Here is a 21,283-nt window from a genome sequence, read left to right on the forward strand (position 1 = left end):
GCATGCCGGTCGTCATCGCTCAAGGGGCTGCCGGCGCGGCATGGGCGGCCAGGAACGACAGCGCCTGCTGCTTGAAGTGCCGCGAGGTCATCGCGTTGACGTGGTTGCGGCCCGGGATGGCCGCGAAGCGGCCGTCGGCGAGGGCGGCGACGAGGGACTCGGTGTCCTGCGCATGCTCGTCGCGGTCGCCCGTCAGCAGCAGCGTGGGCGGCGTCGGCGCGTGGTCCGCGGGCGCGAACGGCGTGCGCGCCACCTCGGTCGCGAGCGCGACGAGCGCCTCGGGGTCGTTCTCGGGCAGCGCCGTGGCGAGTCGCACGACGAAGGCCGCCGCACCCGTCGGCTCCACCTCGCCCGCGAGCGCGCGGCGCGCGAGCGCGCCGTCGAGGCCGTGGAAGGGGTCGCCCGCTGGCAGCCCGCCGAGCGCGAGCGCCGAGAACGCATCCGGGTGCACCGCCGCGTAGCGCCAGCCCAGCCGCGAGCCCATCGAGTAGCCGAGGTAGCCGGGCCGCGTGCCTGCGAGGCCCGTGGCGGCGAGCACGGCGTCGACGTCGCCGAGGAATCGGGCGACGTCGTAGCGCCCGGCGCCCGGGCGCTCGCTGTCGCCGTGCCCGCGCAGGTCGAGCGCGACGCCGCGCAACCCCGCATCGACGAGCGCCCGATCCCAGCCCGCGTCGATCCAGTTGCGCTGCGCGCTCGCCGAGAAGCCGTGCACCATGAGCACGGGCCGACCCGCCGGGTCGCCGAGCTCGTGCACGGCGAGCCGCGTGCCGTCGTCGGCGACGACGATCCCCGGCGCCGGCGGGGCGGATGCTGCCGTGTCTGCCATGCATCCATCCTGGCCCGTGCGCGAGCCCTGTCCCGCCAGGCGCCGCCGCAGTACGGTGACGGACATGGATGCGGCCGGCACGTCGACGCCAGAGGCGTCGGGTCGCGCGCGCGGTCGGCTCGCCCTCGCCGACGTGCTGCCGGAGGTCGGGCGCTCTCGGCACGGTGCGACGCATGCGGCGACGGCGCGGGCGGCGCGGTGGCCGATGCTGCTGCGCTCCGCGCCCCCGACCGTGCTCGTGGGCCTGCCGATCGTGCTCGACCTGGCAGGCGTGCACGTGGAGGCGGCGCTCGTGTCGCTCGCGACCATCGCGCCGGCTGCGATCGGCTTCGTGATCGTCGTGGCGCTCGCAGCGGTGCGTGCGCAGCGCGGCGACGTCGTGGTGGCCGACGGCGGGGTGCGCGTTGGCGGATGGCCCGCGTTCGACGTGGTCGACGTGCACGAGGTGCTGCCGATCGCCTGGCGCGACCATGCCGCCGAGCGTCGCGTCGACCTCGCGCTCATCGCAGCCGACGGATCCCAGCTCGCGCAGCTCGACGGATCCCGCTACCGCGCCGCCGATCTCGTCGCCGTGCTCGGCACCCTCGCCGGCAGGGTGCGCCCGCCCGTGCGCACGCATCTCGGCCAGGCGCGCCGGCTGCGCGGGGCGCATCCGCAGGCCGTCGACCATCGGGACGCGCGCCTCGCGGGCGTGCAGTGGCTCGCGACGGTCGTGGGGTTGCTGGCGTCGGCCGCGGCGTCGTTCGTGGCGCTGGCCTGAGCGACGGCCGTCGCCCTCCCTGTCCCGTCAGCGCGCGTGGGCCGCGGGCCGCGCGCCGGCGACGGCGACGGCCTCGGCTGCCATCTCGACGCCTCGCCGCGCGGCGTTGACGGCGTCGACCCCGCCGACGACGTGCGCGACGAACGCGGCCGTGAACGCGTCGCCGGCCCCCGTGGGGTCGACGAGCGCGACGGGGATCGACGGCACGAACTGCCTGCGGCCGTGGTCGATGACGACGACGCCCGTGTGCCCGAGGGTGAGCGCGACGATCGGGGCGAGGTCGGCGAGCGCGGCTCCGATCGCCGCAGCACCCTGCTCGCCGGTGATCATCGCGCCCTCGTCGAGGTTCGCGACCAGCACGTCGGCGCCGCGGAGGGCGGCGCGCGCGGTGTCGACGCCGAGGTCGGCGATCGAGCCCGCGGAGCCGATCGTGCACGACACCTTCGCTCCGGCTGCGTGCGCGCGATCGACGAGCCTGCCGACCGCCTCGGCATGCCCGGACAGCAGCGAGTAGCCCGTGACGTGCACGACGTCGACCGCGAGCAGCGCGTCGTCGATCGCGTCGGGGTCGACGTGCGCGTTGGCGCCGCGGTCGGTGAGCATCGTGCGCTCGTCGCGGTCGACGAGCACGACGATCGTGCCCGTCTCGTGCTCGGGGTCGCCGTCGAGGCGCGGGTCGACGCCGTGCTCGGCGAGCAGCGCCGCGTGACGCTCGACGTCGCGAGCGGCGACGCGGCCGACGAACGTCGTGCGCGCCCCTGCGCGCGCGAGCCAGGCGGCCGTGTTCGCGGCGCTGCCGCCCGGGCGGCGCAGGATCTGCGCGTCCGTGTCGGTGTCCGGGCGGATGCGCCCCTCCGGGAAGACGAGCACGTCGTCGATGACGTCGCCGAACGCGAGCGCGCGGATCATGCGCCGGCGTAGGCCGTGGCGATCGCGGCGGCGAGCCGGATGTTCGAGCGCACGAGGTCGAGGTTGACCTCGAGGCTGCGGCCCTCGGAGAGCTCGACGATGCGGCCCAGCAGGAACGGCGTGACCGCCTTGCCGTGGATGCCGGCGCGCTCGGCCTCGGCGTGCGCCTGCGCGACGACAACGTCGTGCTCGGCGGGATCCCACTGCTGCTCGACCGGCAGCGGGTTCGCGACGACGAGGCCCGCGCGGGAGCGCGATGCGTCCTGCGCGCGGAGGATCGCCGCGACCTCGGCGACGTCGTCGACGCGCCAGTCGAGCTCGTGGTCGCTCGACGACAGCCAGAACCGCGGGAACCGATCGGTGCGCCAGCCGACGACCGGCACCGACAGCGTCTCCATGCGCTCGAGCGTCGCGCCGACGTCGAGCACCGACTTCACGCCGGCGCACACCACGGCGACCGGATGCGTCGCGAGCGTCGGCACGTCGGCCGACTCGTCGAAGGTCGTCGCGGCGCCGCGGTGCACGCCGCCCAGCCCGCCCGTCGCGAAGACGCGGATGCCCGCGGCCGCGGCGATGGCGACCGTGCCCGCCACGGTCGTCGCACCCGTGCCGCCGCGCGCCTGCAGCACCGCGAGGTCGCGCACGCTCGCCTTGGCGATGCCCTCCCCTGCGATGCGCTCGAGCGCGGCAGCGTCGAGGCCGACGCGCGGCACGCCGTCGACGACGGCGATCGTGGCGGGCACGGCGCCCGCGTCGCGCACGATGCCCTCGAACTCGCGCGCCGCCTCGAGGTTGCGGGGGCGAGGCAGGCCGTGGCTGATGATCGTCGACTCGAGCGCGACCACCGGGGTGCCGGTGCGCAGCGCGTCGTCGACCTCGGGGTCGATCCGCATCGCACCAGGGTAGACCGCGGTCCCTGAGGATCGAGGAGGATGCGGCGCCGTCGGATGGAGGCTCCCGAGCACCGCGGCATGCACCGCGCGAACGCCCTGCGGGCGGCGGGCCGCGCCGCTCCCGCGCGTGCACGATGCGCGATCCGCGCCGTGCGACGATCGCATCGTGCAGCGATCCGTGCTCCTCGTCCACCACCTCGACCACGAGACCGGGGGTCATGCCGCTCGCCTCACCGCGCACCTGCCGACCGAGACGATCGCCTACCCCGAGCGGGTGCCCGACGTCGACGCGATCGCAGGCATCGTGGTGCTCGGCGGGCAGATGAGCGCCGTCGACGTGGATGCGCACCCCTCGGTCGCGCGCACCACCGACCTCGTGCGGCGCGCGGTCGACGCCGACGTGCCCGTGCTCGGGCTCTGCCTCGGGCATCAGATCCTCGGCGTCGCGCTCGGCGCCGAGCACCGCGCCGGCGCGGTCGACGAGACGGGACTCGTCGCGGTCGACGTCGTGGCGTCCGATCCATGGCTCGGCGGCTTCACCGGCGAGCTGCGGCCCATGCAGTGGCACACCGACGTGGTCGGCCTGCCCACGGGCGCCTCGCTCGTCGCGACGAACGATGCCGTCGAGGTGCAGGCCTTCCGGTACGGGTCGAGCCTCGGGCTGCAGTTCCACCTGGAGGTCGACGAGGAGGTGCTGCGGCGGTGGAGCACCGACGCGTCGCCGACCCTCGGCGAGGAGCTGCCGGGCGGCGACGTCGCGGCGCTCGTCGAGGCGTACCGGGCGGATGCGGTGCTGCGCGACGTGGCCGAGCGCGGCTTCGCGGCGTTCGCCGAGTCCTGTCGCGAGCGCCTCTAGCCCCTCCGCCCGCTCCCGACCCGCGACTTCCGAGGTCTTCTGCCCTGCGTGAGGTCAGAGACGGCCGAAGACCGCACGAGGATCGGCGACGGGCGGGAGACGGGGGACGGGGGACGGGGAACGGGGGTGCGTCAGAGCGTGGGGCGCAGGGCGCCGACGACGGTCGAGCCGCCGTGCTGCAGGAGGCCGAGCTCCGCCTCGACGCGAGCGAGCGAGCCCGCGGGCAGCGCGCCGGCCTGCTCGAGCAGCGCGATCGCGACCGGAGCGCCCGGGCGACGCGAGCCGTCGGCGACCTTCACGACCACCGACGTGCCGTCGGGCGCGACGACGACCTGCGTGCCCTCGGCGCCGAACTTCGCCGTGACGCCCAGGCGCTCCATGAGCACGGTGTCGGGGGCGCCCGGCCCCTCGACGAGCCAGGCATCCGCGCGCATCGCGGCACCGACCGCCGCGAGCGCGGCGTCGTCGCCCGCGCCCGCGAGCCCGCGCACCGCTCGCGCCATGCCCAGCACCGTGGATGCGTAGACGGGCGCCGAGCAGCCGTCGGTCGCCGTCGCCGACGACGCGGCGCCCGTGCGCCGCTCGATCGCCGCACGCAGCTCGAGCTGCAGCGGATGCGCCGGGTCGGTGTAGGAGCGCTCGTCGTCGACGAGCGACGCGGCGGCCGCGAGCGCGACGTGCTTGCCGACGCAGATGGCGCCGAGCCGCGAGTGCTCGGCCATCCACCGCGTCCTGCGCGGTGGGCAGCGCAGCGACGCCGCGTCGACGCCGAGCCGCGCGGCCATCGCCGACGCCACCTCGACCTGCTCGGCGCGACCCACGACGCTGCCGGATGCGAGAGCCAGCTCGGCGCCCGCGAGCCCGAGCCGCTCGGCGATGGTCGCGGCGAAGAGCGGCTTGAGCGCCGAGCGTGCGAGGAAGGGCGCGTCGACGTCGCCTGCGGTGGCGAGCACCGAGCCGTCGGGCGCGACCATCGCGACGATGCCCTCGTGCCGCGACTCGACGAACCCGTCGCGATCGACGACCGCGATGAGGGCGGTCTCGGCGAGGCGGAGGTCGGTGGCGGGGGCGTCGGTGGCGGGCACACCGAGACGGTAGCCGACGCGGGCGCGCACTGCGACGCACCCGATGCGAGCCCCGCGCCCGGCGCGCCCGCACCCGGCGCGTGCGCTCGACAGGCCGGCACCCGACGCGCTCAGCGCGTCGCAGCCCCCTCGGCGGCCAGCAGCACGCGCTTCGCCACCTCGCCGCCCGCATACTGCCCGAGCGAGCCGTCGCTGCGCACGACGCGGTGGCACGGGATGACGATGGGCAGCGGGTTCAGCCGGCATGCGGTGCCGACGGCGCGCACGGCACCCGGCGACCCGACGGCGCGGGCCACGTCGCCGTACGACCTGGTCTCGCCGTAGGGGATCTCCTGCAGCGCGCGCACGACGTCGCCGCGGAAGCCGGTGGCGAGCGCGAGGTCGAGGTCGCCGTCGTACGTGCGCGCTCGGCCGGCGGCGAGCGCCTCGACCTCGCGGGCTGCGGCGTCGAGGCCCCGGACGTCGCGCAGCACGCGGTGCCCCAGACGGTCGGCGAGCCTGCCGATCGTCGCGTCCGGGTCGGCACCGTCGAAGGTGACGGACACGAGGCCCCGGGTCGTGGCGGCGAGCAGCAGCGCGCCGACGCGCGTGTCGATCGTGCGCACGCGCACGTCGACGAGCCCCGCCGCCTCGGCCCGCCGCGCGAGCAGCGCCGCGAGCGCCTCGGGATCCCCGTCCGGCACGACGGCGAAGGCGTCAGCCATCACGCACCTCCAGCAGCTGGCGCAGCCTGCGCACGCCATCGGACGACGCCTTGCGCGCCGCGGCAGCCGAGATGCCGAGGGCAGCCGCGACCTCGTCGAACGGCAGCCCGCCGAGATGGTGCAGCACGACCGTCGATCGCTGCCGGTCGGGCAGCGCCGCGAGCGCGCGCCGCAGGTCGAGGTCCGGATCGCGCGGCGCCACGGCCCGGTCGGGCACCTCGGCGACGGACACCGACCGCGACGATCGGCGCAGCACGTCGATCGCCTTGCGGTGCGCGATCGTGACGAGCCAGCCGCGCACGTTCGACTCGGGACCGAGCCGCGGATACGCCTCGAGCGCGGAGAGGAAGGCCTCGCTCCATGCGTCGTCGGCATCCCACGGCCCGACGATCGCGCGCACGACTCGATAGACCGTGGCCCCGTGCTCGCGCACGACGCGTTCGAAGGGCTCGCGCGTCACGCAACGGAATGTAGCGCGCCGTCGTCGAGCAGGGCGCCCGACTCGAGGTCGAGCAGCGTGCGCTTGCACGCGAGCCCGCCCGCGTAGCCCGTGAGCTGCCCCGCCGCGCCGACGACGCGGTGGCACGGCACGACGATGGAGATGGGGTTGCGGGAGTTCGCGAGGCCCACGGCGCGCACGGCCGTCGGCTGCCCGAGCTGCGCCGCGATCCATCCGTAGGTGCGCGTCTCGCCGTACGGGATGGTGCGCAGCGCCTGCCACACGCGCAGCTGAAACTCGGTGCCGACGGGGTCGAGCGGCAGGTCGAACGCCGTGCGCTCGCCTGCGAGGTACTCGCGCAGCTGCGTCGTGGCCTCGGCGAGCACGCCGACGACCGCGTCGTCGCGCGCGCCGAAGCGCGATGCGTCCGGCGCGGGCCGATGCTCGGCGTAGTAGAGCCCCTGGATGCCCGCGGGGCCGGCCACGATCGTGACGGCGCCGACGGGGGTGTCGACGATGGCGTGCCTGGTGATGTCGGTCATGGCTCCACTTCCTCTCACGCACTGCTGACGCGCGAGCACCGCACGATGTGAGGTCCGGGCGTGCGCGTCCTGTGAGGGACGCCCCCGCCGCAGCACGCCGCGACGCCGCGCGCGGACCCGCCGCTAGGCTCGCATGGTGCAGATCGCCCTCGTGAGACACGGCCAGACCGACTGGAACAAGACCCTCCGGATGCAGGGCACGAGCGACATCCCGCTCAACGAGACGGGGCGCGCGCAGGCGCTCGAGGCGGCGATCCTGCTGGCCGACGAGCCCTGGACGACGATCGTGTCGTCCACGCTCAGCCGCGCAGCCGTGACGGCCGACATCATCGCCGAGCGCCTGGGCCTCGAGGTCGTCGAGCGCGACGCGGCGCTCATCGAGCGCGCGTACGGCGAGGTCGAGGGACTCACGAAGGCCGAGGCCGTCGAGCGCTTCGGCACCGAGTGGCCGGGCGAGGAGGCGTACGAGGCGCTGCAGGCGCGCGCGGTCGCCGCCGTCGACGACGTCGCGCGCCGCCACCCCGTCGAGCACCTCGTCATCGTCACCCACGGCACCTTCATCCGTGCGTTCGCCGACGCCATCACCGGCCTCGAGACGCGCACGCCCCGCAACGCCGAGTCGATCCGCTTCCACGGGCAGCCGGGCGACTGGACGGTGGCGGAGGGCGTGGTGCTCGTCTGATGGATCTCGGCTCGCTCCGGGCAGCGTCGCCCGGGATCGTCGTCGACACGAGCGACGAGGCCCTCGAGGCCGCGCGGGCCGACAGGTCCGGGCATCGCGCGACCGGCAGGCCCGTCGCCGTCGTGCGCGCCACCGAGGTGGCGCACGTGCAGGCTGCGATGCGATGGGCGAGCGAGCACGGCGTGCCCGTGGTGCCGCGCGGCGCGGGCACGGGCCTCGCGGGCGGCGCGAACACGGGCGAGGGAGAGCTGAGCCTCGACGTCTCGGGCATGCGCCGCATCCTCGAGGTCTCGGCCGCCGACCAGCTCGCGGTCGTCGAGCCCGGCATCCTGAACGCCGACCTCAACGCGGCGCTCGCCGAGCACGGCATGTGGTGGGCGCCCGATCCGGCGAGCCGGGCGATCTCGACCGTCGGCGGCAACATCGCGACGAACGCGGGCGGCCTGCTGTGCGCGAAGTACGGCGTGACGCGCGAGGCCGTGCTGTCGCTCGGCGTGGTGCTGGCGTCGGGCGAGCGCATCGACGTGGGCCATCGCACCGTCAAGGGCGTCACGGGGCTCGACCTCGCGGCGCTCATGATCGGCAGCGAGGGCACGCTCGGCGTCATCGTGGAGGCGACGCTGCGGCTGCGGCCGGCGGTGCCCGGCAGCATCTGGACGATCGGTGCGTTCTTCGACGACGAGACCGCCGCGGCAGCCGCGTGCGCCGCGATCACGGCCGCGCACATCCGCCCCGCGATCATGGAGCTCGTGGGCACGGTGTCGGTGCGGATGCTCGCCGCCTACACCGGCAGGCCCATGCGCGGCGCCTTCGTGCTGCTGCAGTTCGACGACGTGGGCGCGGAGGCCGTGGCCCAGGGCGCCCTCGCCATCGTCGAGGCGCACGGCGGCGAGGCCGAGATGACCGACGACCTCGAGCGCTCGACGATGCTCGTCGAGGTGCGCAGGCAGGTGCACTACGCGCTCGACTCGTTCGGCACGGTGCTCGTCGAGGACGTCTCGGTGCCGCGCACGCGCATGCCCGAGATGTTCGCCCTGTGCGCCGACGTCGCCGAGCGGCACGGCGTCACGGTCGCGACGAGCGCGCACGCGGGCGACGGCAACCTGCACCCGACGTTCGTCTTCGACGAGGACGAGCCGACGGATGCGGTGTGGGCGGCCGCCGACGAGATCTTCCAGGGCGCGATCGCCATGGGAGGCACGCTCACGGGCGAGCACGGCGTCGGCGTGCTGAAGCGGCGCTGGCTGGGCCTCGAGCTCGGCGACACGCAGCTGCGGCTGCAGCGCGAGATCAAGGCCGTGTTCGACCCCGCGGGCATCCTGAACCCCGGCAAGGTCTTCGAGGCCTAAGCCTCAGACGTCCTCGGGCGTCTGGCCCTCCTCGGTGGCGGTGAACCAGCCGAGCCAGCCGTCCTCGGTCGCGACGACCTCGTAGGCCCCGCAGCGCAGCACCTGCTCGGGCAGGCCGTCGCCCGCGTCGATGCCGCCGTAGCGGCCGTCGAACGGCAGCGACACGCGGTCGGTCGTCTCGCATCCGATCGGCTCGGCGTCGCTCGTGACGGCGATGACGGCGTTCGTCTCGTCCTCGGTGGCGGTCGTGCGGATCTCGGTGGCGTCGGCGGGCAGCCATGCGGGCATCGCGACGCCCACCCATCCGTCCTCGGCCTCGTCGCGGTCGACGAACGCCTCGGTGTGCACGCCGTGCATCCCGTCGGTGAGGGATGCGCAGCCTGCGAGCAGCAGGAGGGCGGCGATGGATGCGGTGGCGGCGGAGGCGAGGCGGGTGGCGTGCATGGCTCCAGCACACCGCGGGCGGGGCGGGCGGCGCGTCCTCCTCGCGGTCGCGTCGCGTCGTCCGCTCGGACGATCCCCCGCCCGCGTCAGTCGCGGTGGGGGTCCGGGTCGCCGACGACGTCGCGCAGCTCGGCGTCGAGGTCGCCGGCCTCCTCGACGGCGGCGGCCATGCCGGAGAGGAATCGTGCGACGACCTCGAGCTCCTCGGAGGTGAGGTCGTCGACGACCTCGATCATGCGCGCGTGCATGGCGCCGAGCGTCGCCCGCACCTCGTCGTCGGTCGAGGTCGTGGCGACCACGATCGTCGACCGGCGGTCGGTGGGGTGCGGTCGGCGCTCGACGTGGCCGCTCTGCTCGAGCCGATCGACGAGCACCGTGACGGACGCGGAGGTGATGCCGAGGATGCGGGCGAGGTCGCGCTGGCGCACGAGGTCGCCGCGCCGCTGCGCCGCGAGCATGATGCGCAGCGCGAGCAGGTCGGTCTCGCCCATCTCCATGGAGGCGCGGGTGCGGGCGCGCATGCGCGCCTCTGCGGCCCGGTAGCGGCGCAGGAGGTTCAGCACGTCGACGGTCGACGCGTCGTCGCGCTCCGGGTACCAGTAGCCCGAGGCGTTCGCCGTCTCGTCGTTCTGCATGCTCAGCACTCTAGAGCGAGGCGGATGATTCGACGGATACCGGCGAGATGGTTGCTTGGGGACGACCGCGACGCATGAGGTGCACCGAGTGCAGCATCGCAGGCCCAGACGACCGAGCCTGGCGGCAGAACCTTCGAGAACCCTGAAGATCACTGACCCGTTGCGAGCGGACGCCTGGTCGGTGCACGCTCGTGCCGGAGCGATGATGGGGCGCGCCGACACGCTGACTTGCTCGCTGCGGGAGAACCAAGTACTTTGCTTGATGAACTAGCAATCAGATCGGCAGGCAGCTTCGCCGGGCCGAGGACGAACGCGAGGAGAGCACCATGGCAACGCTGAGGTACGGCAACGGAGACGAGTCGACGTTCGGCATGGACGACGCGGACCTGGCGCACCTCGCCGCTGTCGTGACCGCGAAGCTGCGCAGGCGCGAGCCCTTCCTCCTCACCTGCCTGTCGGATGCGACGCGGCAGTCGATCTGGATCCACGAGTCGAGCACGATCGTCTACTCGTACGACGCGGCCGAGGCCATCGAGCTCGACCGTGCGCGCCTCGAGGCCATGGTGCAGGAGACGAACCGACCGGCGGGCCTCGCCGTGCGATGCCACGCCCCGTCGCTGCAGGCGGCGCTCGCCACGGCAGCCTGAGGAGCACGGCGATGACCGACATGTGGGTCGACTGGGGCGCCGAGATCGTCGCGCCCTCCACCCTGCGCTCCGGCGAGCGCGCCGACGCCGCGGCGGCCCGACCGTGACGATCGCGCAGCCGTCGCAGGCCGCGCACGAGCCCACGGTGCACGACGTGCTGCCGCAGCTGCGTGCCGCCTCCCTGCGCATGCTCACGGCGGTGCTGCGGCTGAGCGACGCCGAGCTCGCGCTGCCCGCGCGCTCGTCGCTCGGCACCCGCCGCCACGTCGTCGCGCGCATGACGCGGCGCGCAGACCGCACCACGCGCGTGCTCGACGGCGTCGCCGACGGCCCCGAGCCCGCCGACCAGCTGCTCGACATGCCCGCCGGCGACCTCATGGCTGCCCTCACCGCGGCTCTCGGCGGCGTGCTCGGCGCCCTCACCGAGCATGCGAGCGGCACGCGAGCCGCGAGCGACGAGGCGCGCGCAGCCGCCGTGCACGCCTGCGAGCACCTCGCGTGGCTCGAGCTCAGCCACGTCGACCTCGACGCCGGCTACGACATGCACGACGTGCCCGACGCATCCCTCGACGCCATCGCGGCGCACTTCCGCGCGGCGCGCGCATCCGATGGAGCGAGCAGCCCCTTCGCGCCGCTGATGTCGAGCTGAGGCCGACGCTCGCGAGGGGGACGCGCGAGACGCCTGGGAGGAGGCCGCGTCGTGCGGAGGTTAGAGTCTCTAGCGAATCGTCGCAGCAGGGCACACGGTCGAAGGAGGCGCGCATGACGGCATCCACGACGCACGGCTCGCAGGCCGAGGACGTCGACGTCGACGTGCCGGGCGACGACCCGGTCACGCAGCTCGTGTGGGCGGTCGAGGAGGTGCGCCTCGCCGAGTCGCGGCTCTCCCGCCGCCGCCAGGCCGCATGCGGACCGGGGCACAGCGAGCGCGAGGCGATGCGCTTCATCGCCGATCGCGCCGACGCGGGCCGACCAGCCACCCCCACCGAGCTCGCGCAGCACCTCGGCCTCACGACGCCGTCGGTCAGCGCCATCGTGCGCAGGCTGCAGGACGGCGGGCTCATCTCGACGCGCCAGCACGCCGACGACCGGCGCAGCAAGCTGCTCGAGCCCGCCTCGCGCAGCAGCCCCGACACCGCCGACCCGCTCGCGCCCGCCATCCGCGAGGCGGCGGCGCGGCTCGACCCGGCCGAGGCGCAGCGCCTCGCCGAGTTCCTCGCGCACGTGCGCGACCTCGTCGACGCCGACTGCCGCGACTGACCCGACGCGACCGGCGCCGCGGACCGGCGTCTGCGCTCGAGCGTCGGCTCAATGGCCGGCGTCGTCGCCCGCCATCGCATCGAGCTGCACCTCGAACACGTCGAGCTGCCGCTGCATCGCCGCGAGGGTCTCCGACGAGAACGCGCCGCGCTGCCGCTCGGCCCTGAGCGTCGCGCGCTCGGCAGCCAGCTGCGCGCGCCGCACGCGCACGAACGCGCGGGTGCGCTCCTCGTCGACGTCGTCGCCGATGCCGAGCATCGTCGCGGCACGCTCCACGCGACGAGCGGGCATCGCGAGGATCTCGTCGCGCATGGCGCCGCCGAGCGGCTGGTCGAGCGCATCGAGCTCGGTCGTCATCGCGGCGCTGCCCGCGTCGGCGCAGCGGCGCGTGAGCTCGAGCAGCTCCGCCCGCTCCTCCGTCGTCGAGTCCTTCGTCAGGCGCAGGGCGCGGATGAGGGCGGGCAGCGTGAGCCCCTGCACGAGCAGCGTGACGATCGCGACGACGAACGCCACGAGCACGAGCGCCGCGTAGTACGGATGGTCGTGCGGCAGCGTCTGCACCGCGGCGACCGTCACCACGCCGCGCATGCCCGACCAGCCGAGCGCGACGCCGTCGCGCCAGCCGAGCGACTGGTCGCGCTCGGCGGTGACGTCGTTCGCCTGCTGCTCGAGACGCCTGCGGAACTGGTCGAGCCGCGACGTGACGCGGGCGTCCTCCGTGGCGGCGAACCGCTCGTCGGCCTGCTGCATGCGCCTCGCTCCGAGCCGCTGGCGCCGCTCGAGCTTCCGAGCGCGGACGCGGATCGACCACAGCAGCAGCGGCATGACCGCGAAGCGCAGCGCGACGAGGAGCAGCGTGACGAGCAGCCCCACGCCCACGACCTCCCACAGCGACTGCTCCGCGCCCTCGACGGCGTCCACCACCGGTCGCAGCCGCAGTCCCATGTAGAGGAAGACGGCGTGCTCGATGACCATGGTGAACGTCTGCCAGCTCGTGCGCTCGCCCTGCCGCTCGCGCGCGCCGATGCGCCCGGGCCCCAGGTTGCCGACGACGATGCCCGCGACGACCACGGCGACGACGCCGGATGCGTGGACCTGCTCGGCGGCGAGGAACGCCACGAACGGCACGACGATCGACAGCGCCGTGTCGAGGACGAGATCGTGGATGCGGCCGCGCACCGCCACCGCCACCCGGCCGACGACGTAGCCGATGACGAGCGCGCCGACGACCGCCCATGCGAACGTGCCGGCGACGTCGCCGACCTCGACGGCAGGGCCGCCGTCGCCCGCGTCGACGGCGATGCCCACCGCGGTCGACAGCAGCACGAGCGCCGTCGCGTCGTTCACGAGGCCCTCGCCCTCGAGGATCGTGACGATGCGCGGCGGCAGGCCGAGCCGCTTGCCGAGCGACGTCGCGGCGACCGCGTCCGGCGGCGCCACGACCGCGCCGAGCGCGACCGCCAGCGCGAATCCCACGGCCGGCCAGATCCACGCGACGAGCCCGCCGACGACGAGCGCGCACACCACGACGAGCACGACGGACAGGAACGCGATGACGCGCAGGTTGCGGCGGAAGTCGACGAAGGGCACCTGCAGCGCCGCCGCGTAGAGCAACGGCGGCAGCACGACCGTGAGGATGATCTCGGGGTCGACGACGACGTCGGCCGCCCCCGGCACGAAGCCCAGACCGATGCCGACGAGCGTCAGCAGCAGCGGCGCGGCCACCCCGATGCGGCCGGCGATCGCCGAGACGGCGCCCACGATGACGATGCCGAGCACGGCGACGATCGTGATCTCCTCGGCGAGGTGCTGCTCCATATCCGCCTCCCGCCCTCGAGGCTAGCCCCGGCGCATCCTCCACCCCCGGTCGTAGCCTGATGGCAACCGACGAAGGGAGCCACCCATGGCAGTCACGAGCAGCGCGAGCACCGTCTGGAACGGCGGCCTCGCCGACGGATCCGGCACGACGACCCTGAAGTCCGGCATCGAGACCGCGGTGTCGTGGAAGGCGCGCACCGAGGGCTCCGGCCAGACCACGCCCGAGGAGCTCATCGCGGCAGCGCACGCGTCCTGCTTCTCCATGGCGCTGTCGCACGCGCTCGGCGAGGCCGGCCACGCCCCCTCGACCATCTCGACGAGCGCCGAGGTCGGCTTCGTGCCCGGCCAGGGCATCACGGGCTCGACGCTCACGGTGACGGCGACGGTGCCGGGCCTCGACCAGGCCGAGTTCGAGCGCATCGCGAACGAGGCGAAGTCGGGCTGCCCCGTCTCGCAGGCCCTCGCCGGCATCGAGATCACGCTCGCGAGCGCGACGCTCGAGGGCTGACGCCACCCGACGACGCCCCGCGAGCCATCGCGCTCGTGGGGCGTCGTCGCGCTCGGGCATCGGCGGCGCAGGGATGCGCGTCGTACGATGCGCGGATGCCCACCCGTCACCGCCTCGCGAGGCTCGCGAGCCTCGCAGCGCTCGCCGCCGCCGGCTCGCTGCTCGTCGCCTGCGCGCCCGGGTCGCTCGCACCCGCCCCGTCCGCTGCGCCGACGACGAGCCCGAGCCCCTCCCCCTCGCCACCGCCATCCCCGACGTCCGCGCCCGAGCGCGAGCTGCTGCTCGCGACCCTCGCGGCGTCGAACGCACTCGCCGTCGTCGACCCGACCGCCACCGATCCCGTGGTCGCATCGATCGAGGTGGGCGCGGCACCGTGGGGCGTCGCCGTCGACGAGCGAGCCGGGCGCGCGTTCGTCGCGACGGCCGAGGGCCTCGCGGTCGTCGACCTCGCGACGATGGCGCGCACCGCGCTCGTGCCGTATCGGCATCAGCCCGCGGGCGTCGCCTTCGGCGAGTACCGCGACGGCGGCCTCGGCGTCGCGGTGTCGCCGGACGGCGCGACCGCGTACGTCGCCGTGCATCGCTGGCCGGACCCCGCCTGGCTCGAGGTCTTCGACGTCGCATCGGGCACGTTCGTCGCCTCGGTCGACGTGGGCGTGCGGCCCTTCGACGTGCTCGTCGACCCGGCCGGCGCGTGGGTCGCGACCGTCGACCACGACACCTACGGCGTCACCGTCGTCGACGCCGCGACGCTCGCGGCGCGCACCATCGAGGTGGCACCGTTCGGCGACCTCGGCTTCGCCTCCTGGGAGAAGCCGCACTACGGGGTCGTCACGGCGACGGGCACCATCCTGCTGCCGTTCCAGGGGCAGGCGATGGTCGAGGTCGATCCGATCGCCGGCACGTCGAGCATCGCCCCGCTCGCCGCGCAGACGCATCAGCACGGCGTCGCGCAGGTCGGCGGCGAGGGCGCCGACGCGGGCACGACCGTGGTGGTCGGCACGGGGGCGTTCGGCTCGGCCACGCGCGGGCCGAGCCTCGAGGTGCTGCGACCCGACGGCACCGACCAGGTGGTGCCGCTCGCGCAGATGCACGAGACGGCGACCGTCTGGCGGGCGGATGCCGACGATGCGTGGTCGGCGGTGCTCGCGGGCGGCTCGACGCGCGACGGCTGGTGGGATGGGCTCACGATCGTCGACCTCGACACGCTCGCGCAGCGCGAGATCCCGGTGGCCGGGCGACCGCAGGCCGTCGTGGCGGCGACCCTGCCTGGCTGACGCCGCCGCCTCGGCGGCCCCGGCTCGTGACGCCTCAGCCGAACGACGCCGTCGACACGTTGCGGTGGTAGTCGAACACGATGCTCGTGCGCGTCGACGCGACGGTCTGATCTGCCGAGAGGTGCTCGACGACGAAGCGGCGCAGCCCCGCCGAGTCGGCGACGGCGACGTGCACGATGAAGTCGTCGACACCGCCGAGGAAGTAGACCTGGCTCACCTCCGGCAGCGCACGCACCCGCTCCGAGAACTCCGTGATGCTCGCCTGCCGGGCACCGGGTCGCAGCGTCACGTGCACGAGCGCGTGCAGCCCGGCGCCCATGCGCTCCTGCCGCACGACGGCCTCGTAGCCGGCGATGACGCCGCGCTCCTCGAGCCGCCGCACGCGCGCGTGCACCGTCGACTCGGCGAGGCCGACCGAGCGGGCGAGCTGGCGGTTGGATGCGCGCGCGTCGCGGCGGAGGATGCCCAGCAGGGCGACGTCGACCGCGTCGAGGCCGTCGGGCTGCAGCATTCGCGCTCCGCATCGTGCGATCGAGGCCATCGGCCGAAGGATTCGACCGATGGCGAGGCGGCCGCGGGCAATGCTTCGGCGCCTCTCGTGCATCCTGCCACTTCCTCCCATCATGGATGCACCAGCACCGACCCTGCGTCGACGACGACGCCGGACCGACGAGGAGAGTCGCCATGCGCATCGCCGTCCCCGCAGAGATCAAGCCGAGCGAGCAGCGCGTCGCCATCACCCCCGCGGGCGTCGACGCGCTCGTGGCACGCGGCCACGAGGTGTGGGTCGAGCAGGGCGCGGGCGAGGGCTCGCGCATCGCCGACGCCGACTACGTCGCAGCCGGCGCGCGCATCGCCGCCGACGCCGACGAGGCGTGGGCGAAGGGCGACCTGCTGCTGAAGGTCAAGGAGCCCATCGAGCCGGAGTTCGCCCGCATGCGCGACGGCCAGGTGGTCTTCACCTACCTGCACCTCGCCGCCGCCGCCGACACGGCGCACGCCCTCGTGGCAGCGGGCACGACCGCGATCGCCTACGAGACGGTGCAGCTCGACGACCGGTCGCTGCCGCTGCTCGCACCCATGAGCGAGGTCGCCGGCCGCCTGTCGATCGTCATGGGCGCGCACCACCTCATGGGCCCCGCCGGCGGGCGCGGCATCCTGCTCGGCGGCGTGCCGGGCACGCGCCGCGCGAAGGTCGTCGTCATCGGCGGCGGCGTCGCCGGCGAGCACGCGGCGCGCAACGCCGTGGGACTCGGCGCCGACGTCACGGTCATCGACCTCTCGCTCCCCCGCCTGCGACAGCTCGAGGCATCCTTCGGCTCGACGATCCAGACGCGGCACTCGTCGCGGCTCGAGATCGCCGACCAGGTCGCCGACGCCGACCTCGTCATCGGCTCGGTGCTCGTGCCGGGCGCCGCCGCCCCGAAGCTCGTCACCGACGACATGGTGGCGGCGATGCGCCCCGGCTCGGTGCTCGTCGACATCGCGATCGACCAGGGCGGATGCTTCGAGGGCTCGCGCCCGACGACGCACGCCGATCCCGTCTTCGCGGTGCACGACGCGCTCTACTCGTGCGTCGCGAACATCCCCGGCGCCGTGCCGGAGACGTCGACGCGTGCGCTCACGAACGCGACGCTGCCCTACGTGCTGCGCATCGCCGACCTCGGCTGGGAGGCCGCGGCGCGCGCCGACGTGGCCCTCGCTCGCGGCGTCAACGTGCACGGCGGCGCCGTGACGAACGCGGGCGTGGCCGAGGCGCTCGGCGTCGACGCGGTGCGCGCGCTCGCGTGACCTCGCCGGGATGCGCACGCGAGCGGCCCGACGAGGCGCATGCGCATCCGCCCATCCGCTCGCGAGCGGGTCTCGCCGGCCAGGCCGCTAGGGCTCGGTGACGAACCCCTCCTGCACGAGGAAGTCGAGCGCGACGTCGGCGGGCAGCTCGCCACCCTCGTCGACGCGCAGGTTGAGCGCGCGCAGGGCGTCGTCGGTGAGCGCCTCCGACACGGCGCCGTAGATCTCCTCGAGCTCCGGGTACGTCTCGAGGGTCTCGGTGTTGATGACCGCTGCGGCGTTGTACGCGGGGAAGAACCCGAGGTCGTCCTCGAGCAGCGTGAGGTCGAGGCTCTCGATGCGCCCGTCGGTCGAGAAGACCTCGCCGAAGTTGCACGTGCCGCGGTCGGTCGCCGTGTAGACGGCGCCCGTGTCGTAGATCGAGATGCTGTCGTCGGGCACGCCCTCGGCCGAGCCCCGCGGGATGCCGTACAGCTCGAGCAGCGGGCCGAGCCCGTCGGCGCGCGAGTTGAACTCGGGCTCGACGCAGATGGTGCGCTGCTCGACGGGCAGCGCCGCCATGTCGGAGAGCGACGCGACGCCGCCGAGCTCCTCGATCGCCTCCGACCGCACCGCGAAGGCGTACGTGTTGTTGAGCGCGGCGGGCTCGAGCCACGTGAGGCCGATCTCGGCATCCGCATCCCGCACGGCCTCGTACTGCGCCTGCTGGTCGTCGAAGCCCTCCTCCTCGCCCATGTACGTGAGCCAGGCGGTGCCCGTGTACTCCCACGTCATGTCGGCGGTGCCGGACGTCATGAGCTCGCGCACCGGCACGGAGCCCGGCACGTTCGTCATGTCGGTGACGTCGAAGCCGGCCGCCTGCGCCACGAGCACGCCGATCTTGCCGAGGATGAGCTGCTCGGTGAAGTTCTTGCTCGTGACGGTGAGCGACGCGCCCTCCTCGAGACCCTCGATGGGCTCGATGGATCCGGGGGCGACGGCGGGCGTGTACGCGGTCGCCGGCTGCAGGCCGCAGCCGGTCATCGCGAGCATGCCCGCGCCCGCGAGGGCCGCGGCGAGGCGGGTGGTGCGGGGGCGACGCGTCATGCCAGTCCCTTCGGTCGGGCGACGTGCTCGACGACGCGGCCGATCCAGTCGACGATGAGCGCGAGCACGGCGATGAGCAGCGCGCCCGCGATGAGCACGGTGAACAGGTAGAGGTTGATGCCCGTCGTGATGAGCAGGCCGAGCCCGCCGCCGTTCACGAAGGCCGCGAGCGCGGCGGTGCCGACGAGCAGCACGAGCGCGGTGCGCACGCCCGAGAGCATGACGGGCACCGCGAGCGGCAGCTCGACCCGCAGCAGCACCATCGTCGACGTCATCCCCATGCCGCGTCCCGCCTCGACGAGGCGGTCGTCGACGCCGCGGATGCCGATCATCGTGTTGCGCAGCACCGGCAGCACGGCGTAGAGCACGAGCGCGACGATCGACGCCTGGAACCCGTCGGGCACGAGGGCCGCGAGCAGCACGATGAGGCCCACGGCGGGTGCCGCCTGGCCGAAGTTCGCGATCGCGAGGATGGGGCCGGCCGCGCCGCGGAACGGGCGCCGGGTGAGCAGCACGCCGAGCGGGATCGCGATCACGAGCACGAGCGCGGCACCGACGAACGTCAGGCCCAGGTGCTGGCCCGTGAGCTCGACGAGCGTGCCGGGGTTCAGGGTGTTGCGCTCCGTCGCGGTCAGCGGCGCGACGGAGAGCCAGATCGCGAACGCGCCGAGGATGGCGAGGAGCACGACGATCTGCACGATGAGCGGGCGCCAGCCGCCACGGGCGAGGCGGCGCCGAGGTGCGGGCCGAGCGGCGGGGGCCGCGGCGCTCGTCACGGCGCCCGGCTCGTCGGCGACCGTCGCGGATGCCTGGGCGTCAGGCATCCGAGCCCTCAGGCTGCTGCACCGACAGCTGGCCGGTGTTGATGCCCACGGGCGCGCCCGCCGGCCGCTCGCTGGCGGCCTCGCGCGCCGCCGTGATCGCCTCCATGACCGTCTCGACCGTGATGACGCCGATGAACGCGCCGCCACGGCCCGTGACGAGCGCGGCGCCCGCGCTCGAGACGAGCATGGTGTCGAGCGCGTCGTTGAGCGTCGCAGCCGAGCCGATGACGGGGAGCCCGGGCGTCACGCCCGTCGGCAGCCGGTCGATGCGCCCGAGCTCGCGTCGCGACGGCCACGCGACGGGGCGGTCGCGGTCGTCGGTGACGACGACGTGGTGGTGGCCCGCGCGCTCGATGCGCTGCAGCGCATCGCTCGCGTCGCCGCCCGCTCGCACGACGACGGCCTCGGCGAGCTCGACCTCGCGCACCCGGCGCAGGCTCAGCTGCTTGAGCCCCGCACCCGATCCGATGAAGTCCTCGACGAAGTCGTTCGCGGGCTCGGCGAGGATGCGCTCGGGGGTGTCGTACTGCACGATCTGCGCACCCTCGCGGAACACGACGATCCAGTCGCCGAGCTTCACGGCCTCGTCGAAGTCGTGCGTCACGATGACGATCGTCTTGCGCACCTCGTGCTGGATGCGGATGAGCTCGTCCTGCAGGCGCTGCCGCGTGATGGGGTCGACGGCGCCGAACGGCTCGTCCATGAGCAGCACGGGCGGGTCGGCGGCGAGGGCGCGTGCGACGCCGACGCGCTGCTGCTGGCCGCCCGAGAGCTCCCGCGGGTAGCGGTCGCGGTAGGTGCCGGGGTCGAGCGAGACGAGGTCGAGCAGCTCGTCGACGCGGGCGGCGATGCGCGCCTTGTCCCACCCGAGCATCTTGGGCACGAGCGCGACGTTCTGCGCGACGGTCATGTGCGGGAAGAGCCCGCCTGCCTGGATGACGTAGCCGATGCGCCTGCGCAGATCGTCGCCGTCGATGGTCGTGACGTCCTCGTCGCCGAGGATGATGCTGCCCTCGGTGGGCTCGATGAGGCGGTTGATCATCTTCAGCGTCGTCGTCTTGCCGCAGCCGGACGGGCCGACGAGCATCACGATCTGGCCGGCGGGGATCTCGAGCGTGATGCCGTCGACCGCGGGCCGCTGCTGGCCGGGGTAGCGCTTCGTGACGTTGTCGAGCCGGATGGCCTTGCCCGAGATGGCGGTCCCGGCGGCGTCGGTGGTGGCGGTGTCAGACACGGATGCCCTTCGAGGTCGTGAGCCGGCCGACGCCGACGAGGATGAGGTCGAGGATGGCGGCGAGGATGACGACGCCGACGGTGCCGACGACGATCGACTCGAGCGCGCCCGCGCCGCCGAGGCGCGAGAGCCCCTGGAAGATGAAGCCTCCGAGGCCGGGGCCGAGCACGTAGGCGGCGACGGCCGCGATGCCCATCACCATCTGCGCCGAGATGCGCACGCCCGACAGGATGACGGGCCACGCGAGCGGCAGCTCGACGCGGGCGAAGGTGCGCATGCGGCTCATGCCGATGCCCTTCGCCGACTCGACGAGGCTGCGGTCGACGCCTGCGAGGCCGACGATGGCGTTGCGCAGGATCGGCAGCACCGCGAAGAAGACGATGACGACGACCGCGGGCGCGACGCCGAAGCCGAGCGGCGCGACCATGAGGCCGATGAGCGCGAACGACGGCACGGTGAGGCCGATGGCGCTCACGGCGTTCGCGGCGCCGCTGCGGCCCGGGCTCGTGTAGACGAGCGCGGCGATCGCGATCGCGAGCGCCGTCGCGACGACGAGGGACTGCACGACGAGGCTCAGATGCTGCGCCGACGCGAAGAGGATCTCCTCCCATCGCGACGCGATGAACTGCCAGATGTCCACGTGCTCCATTCGTCCGATCGTCCGGGCGCACCTCGGATGCGGTGCCCTCGGTCCTCGACGCTGCCAGGGGCTTG

The 21,283-nt window shown here is 74.2% G+C and carries 25 protein-coding genes; 10 read left to right on the forward strand and 15 right to left on the reverse strand.

Annotated elements, in window-relative coordinates:
- Window positions 1-19: 19 nt before the first annotated feature.
- Window positions 20-826 carry an alpha/beta fold hydrolase gene (locus ACFQPP_RS11175; protein ID WP_376916668.1) on the reverse strand — a complete coding sequence of 269 codons (807 nt, stop codon included), beginning with the start codon at window positions 824-826 and terminating at the stop codon, window positions 20-22.
- A 64-nt stretch (window positions 827-890) separates the two neighbouring features.
- On the opposite strand from ACFQPP_RS11175, the gene ACFQPP_RS11180 reads away from it, so the two are divergent.
- Entirely contained in the window at window positions 891-1,586 is a 696-nt protein-coding gene (locus tag ACFQPP_RS11180) for a hypothetical protein (protein ID WP_376916669.1), read from the forward strand.
- A 27-nt stretch (window positions 1,587-1,613) separates the two neighbouring features.
- On the opposite strand, the gene ACFQPP_RS11185 is transcribed toward ACFQPP_RS11180, so the two are convergent.
- Window positions 1,614-2,495, reverse strand: coding sequence for a carbohydrate kinase family protein (locus ACFQPP_RS11185; protein WP_376916670.1), 882 nt, complete (start codon window positions 2,493-2,495; stop codon window positions 1,614-1,616).
- On the reverse strand, window positions 2,492-3,388 hold the full coding sequence (locus ACFQPP_RS11190) for a pseudouridine-5'-phosphate glycosidase (RefSeq protein ID WP_376916671.1): 897 nt from the start codon (window positions 3,386-3,388) through the stop codon (window positions 2,492-2,494). The genes ACFQPP_RS11185 and ACFQPP_RS11190 overlap by 4 nt, the downstream gene beginning before the upstream one ends.
- A gap of 166 nt (window positions 3,389-3,554) precedes the next feature.
- Between ACFQPP_RS11190 and ACFQPP_RS11195 the strand changes: the two genes are divergently transcribed.
- A complete protein-coding gene (locus ACFQPP_RS11195) occupies window positions 3,555-4,244 on the forward strand; it encodes a type 1 glutamine amidotransferase (protein ID WP_376916672.1) in 690 nt (229 codons plus the stop codon).
- 131 nt (window positions 4,245-4,375) lie between these two features.
- On the opposite strand, the gene ACFQPP_RS11200 is transcribed toward ACFQPP_RS11195, so the two are convergent.
- From ACFQPP_RS11200 to ACFQPP_RS11215, 4 genes are all read right to left on the reverse strand, one after another.
- Entirely contained in the window at window positions 4,376-5,329 is a 954-nt protein-coding gene (locus ACFQPP_RS11200; protein ID WP_376916673.1) for an asparaginase, read from the reverse strand.
- Between the two features lie 110 nt (window positions 5,330-5,439).
- Window positions 5,440-6,033 (reverse strand): methylated-DNA--[protein]-cysteine S-methyltransferase, encoded by a 594-nt coding sequence (locus ACFQPP_RS11205; protein WP_376916674.1) that lies wholly within the window; start codon window positions 6,031-6,033, stop codon window positions 5,440-5,442.
- Window positions 6,026-6,493 (reverse strand): RNA polymerase sigma factor, encoded by a 468-nt coding sequence (locus ACFQPP_RS11210; protein WP_376916675.1) that lies wholly within the window; start codon window positions 6,491-6,493, stop codon window positions 6,026-6,028. The genes ACFQPP_RS11205 and ACFQPP_RS11210 overlap by 8 nt, the downstream gene beginning before the upstream one ends.
- Window positions 6,490-7,014, reverse strand: coding sequence for a methylated-DNA--[protein]-cysteine S-methyltransferase (locus ACFQPP_RS11215; RefSeq protein WP_376916676.1), 525 nt, complete (start codon window positions 7,012-7,014; stop codon window positions 6,490-6,492). The genes ACFQPP_RS11210 and ACFQPP_RS11215 overlap by 4 nt, the downstream gene beginning before the upstream one ends.
- Before the next feature lie 133 nt (window positions 7,015-7,147).
- Here ACFQPP_RS11215 and ACFQPP_RS11220 point away from each other — a divergent pair, with 133 nt between their 5' ends.
- Window positions 7,148-7,696, forward strand: a complete 549-nt coding sequence (locus tag ACFQPP_RS11220; protein ID WP_376916677.1) for a histidine phosphatase family protein — start codon at window positions 7,148-7,150, stop codon at window positions 7,694-7,696.
- The gene (locus ACFQPP_RS11225; RefSeq protein WP_376916678.1) at window positions 7,696-9,045 is read left to right on the forward strand and encodes an FAD-binding oxidoreductase; all 1,350 of its coding nucleotides are present in this window, start codon (window positions 7,696-7,698) and stop codon (window positions 9,043-9,045) included. The genes ACFQPP_RS11220 and ACFQPP_RS11225 overlap by 1 nt, the downstream gene beginning before the upstream one ends.
- A gap of 3 nt (window positions 9,046-9,048) precedes the next feature.
- Here the strand turns inward: ACFQPP_RS11225 and ACFQPP_RS11230 are convergent, their stop codons facing one another.
- Both ACFQPP_RS11230 and ACFQPP_RS11235 read right to left on the reverse strand, forming a co-directional pair.
- On the reverse strand, window positions 9,049-9,489 hold the full coding sequence (locus tag ACFQPP_RS11230) for a hypothetical protein (protein ID WP_376916679.1): 441 nt from the start codon (window positions 9,487-9,489) through the stop codon (window positions 9,049-9,051).
- A gap of 86 nt (window positions 9,490-9,575) precedes the next feature.
- Entirely contained in the window at window positions 9,576-10,124 is a 549-nt protein-coding gene (locus ACFQPP_RS11235; RefSeq protein ID WP_376916680.1) for a MarR family winged helix-turn-helix transcriptional regulator, read from the reverse strand.
- Between the two features lie 326 nt (window positions 10,125-10,450).
- Between ACFQPP_RS11235 and ACFQPP_RS11240 the strand changes: the two genes are divergently transcribed.
- The 3 genes from ACFQPP_RS11240 to ACFQPP_RS11250 all read left to right on the forward strand — a co-directional run bounded on the left by ACFQPP_RS11240 (window position 10,451) and on the right by ACFQPP_RS11250 (window position 12,031).
- Window positions 10,451-10,771 carry a hypothetical protein gene (locus ACFQPP_RS11240; protein WP_376916682.1) on the forward strand — a complete coding sequence of 107 codons (321 nt, stop codon included), beginning with the start codon at window positions 10,451-10,453 and terminating at the stop codon, window positions 10,769-10,771.
- A 103-nt stretch (window positions 10,772-10,874) separates the two neighbouring features.
- On the forward strand, window positions 10,875-11,420 hold the full coding sequence (locus ACFQPP_RS11245) for a hypothetical protein (protein WP_376916684.1): 546 nt from the start codon (window positions 10,875-10,877) through the stop codon (window positions 11,418-11,420).
- 113 nt (window positions 11,421-11,533) lie between these two features.
- On the forward strand, window positions 11,534-12,031 hold the full coding sequence (locus tag ACFQPP_RS11250) for a MarR family winged helix-turn-helix transcriptional regulator (RefSeq protein WP_376916685.1): 498 nt from the start codon (window positions 11,534-11,536) through the stop codon (window positions 12,029-12,031).
- 48 nt (window positions 12,032-12,079) lie between these two features.
- Here the strand turns inward: ACFQPP_RS11250 and ACFQPP_RS11255 are convergent, their stop codons facing one another.
- Complete coding sequence (locus tag ACFQPP_RS11255) at window positions 12,080-13,849, reverse strand: cation:proton antiporter (RefSeq protein ID WP_376916686.1); 1,770 nt, start codon at window positions 13,847-13,849, stop codon at window positions 12,080-12,082.
- Between the two features lie 85 nt (window positions 13,850-13,934).
- Here ACFQPP_RS11255 and ACFQPP_RS11260 point away from each other — a divergent pair, with 85 nt between their 5' ends.
- Together ACFQPP_RS11260 and ACFQPP_RS11265 are read left to right on the forward strand one after the other, a co-directional pair.
- Window positions 13,935-14,357 (forward strand): OsmC family peroxiredoxin, encoded by a 423-nt coding sequence (locus ACFQPP_RS11260; protein ID WP_376916687.1) that lies wholly within the window; start codon window positions 13,935-13,937, stop codon window positions 14,355-14,357.
- A 95-nt stretch (window positions 14,358-14,452) separates the two neighbouring features.
- The gene (locus tag ACFQPP_RS11265; RefSeq protein WP_376916688.1) at window positions 14,453-15,634 is read left to right on the forward strand and encodes a YncE family protein; all 1,182 of its coding nucleotides are present in this window, start codon (window positions 14,453-14,455) and stop codon (window positions 15,632-15,634) included.
- Window positions 15,635-15,668: 34 nt separating this feature from the next.
- Here ACFQPP_RS11265 and ACFQPP_RS11270 read toward each other — a convergent pair whose 3' ends face one another.
- Window positions 15,669-16,145, reverse strand: coding sequence for an Lrp/AsnC family transcriptional regulator (locus ACFQPP_RS11270; RefSeq protein WP_376916689.1), 477 nt, complete (start codon window positions 16,143-16,145; stop codon window positions 15,669-15,671).
- 173 nt (window positions 16,146-16,318) lie between these two features.
- Here ACFQPP_RS11270 and ald point away from each other — a divergent pair, with 173 nt between their 5' ends.
- On the forward strand, window positions 16,319-17,425 hold the full coding sequence (gene ald, locus ACFQPP_RS11275; RefSeq protein ID WP_376916690.1) for an alanine dehydrogenase: 1,107 nt from the start codon (window positions 16,319-16,321) through the stop codon (window positions 17,423-17,425).
- Window positions 17,426-17,512: 87 nt separating this feature from the next.
- Here the strand turns inward: ald and ACFQPP_RS11280 are convergent, their stop codons facing one another.
- Genes ACFQPP_RS11280 through ACFQPP_RS11295 form a run of 4 tightly spaced genes read right to left on the reverse strand, consistent with a single transcriptional unit; the run spans window position 17,513 to window position 21,218 of the window.
- Complete coding sequence (locus ACFQPP_RS11280) at window positions 17,513-18,511, reverse strand: glycine betaine ABC transporter substrate-binding protein (protein WP_376916691.1); 999 nt, start codon at window positions 18,509-18,511, stop codon at window positions 17,513-17,515.
- Window positions 18,508-19,335 (reverse strand): ABC transporter permease, encoded by an 828-nt coding sequence (locus ACFQPP_RS11285; protein ID WP_376916692.1) that lies wholly within the window; start codon window positions 19,333-19,335, stop codon window positions 18,508-18,510. The genes ACFQPP_RS11280 and ACFQPP_RS11285 overlap by 4 nt, the downstream gene beginning before the upstream one ends.
- Complete coding sequence (locus ACFQPP_RS11290; RefSeq protein WP_376916693.1) at window positions 19,328-20,569, reverse strand: ABC transporter ATP-binding protein; 1,242 nt, start codon at window positions 20,567-20,569, stop codon at window positions 19,328-19,330. The genes ACFQPP_RS11285 and ACFQPP_RS11290 overlap by 8 nt, the downstream gene beginning before the upstream one ends.
- Window positions 20,562-21,218, reverse strand: coding sequence for an ABC transporter permease (locus tag ACFQPP_RS11295; protein WP_376916694.1), 657 nt, complete (start codon window positions 21,216-21,218; stop codon window positions 20,562-20,564). Before ACFQPP_RS11295 ends, ACFQPP_RS11290 begins: the two co-directional genes overlap by 8 nt.
- Window positions 21,219-21,283: the final 65 nt, after the last annotated feature.

The organism is Agrococcus sp. GCM10030265 (assembly GCF_042666675.1).
GTDB lineage: Bacteria > Actinomycetota > Actinomycetes > Actinomycetales > Microbacteriaceae > Agrococcus.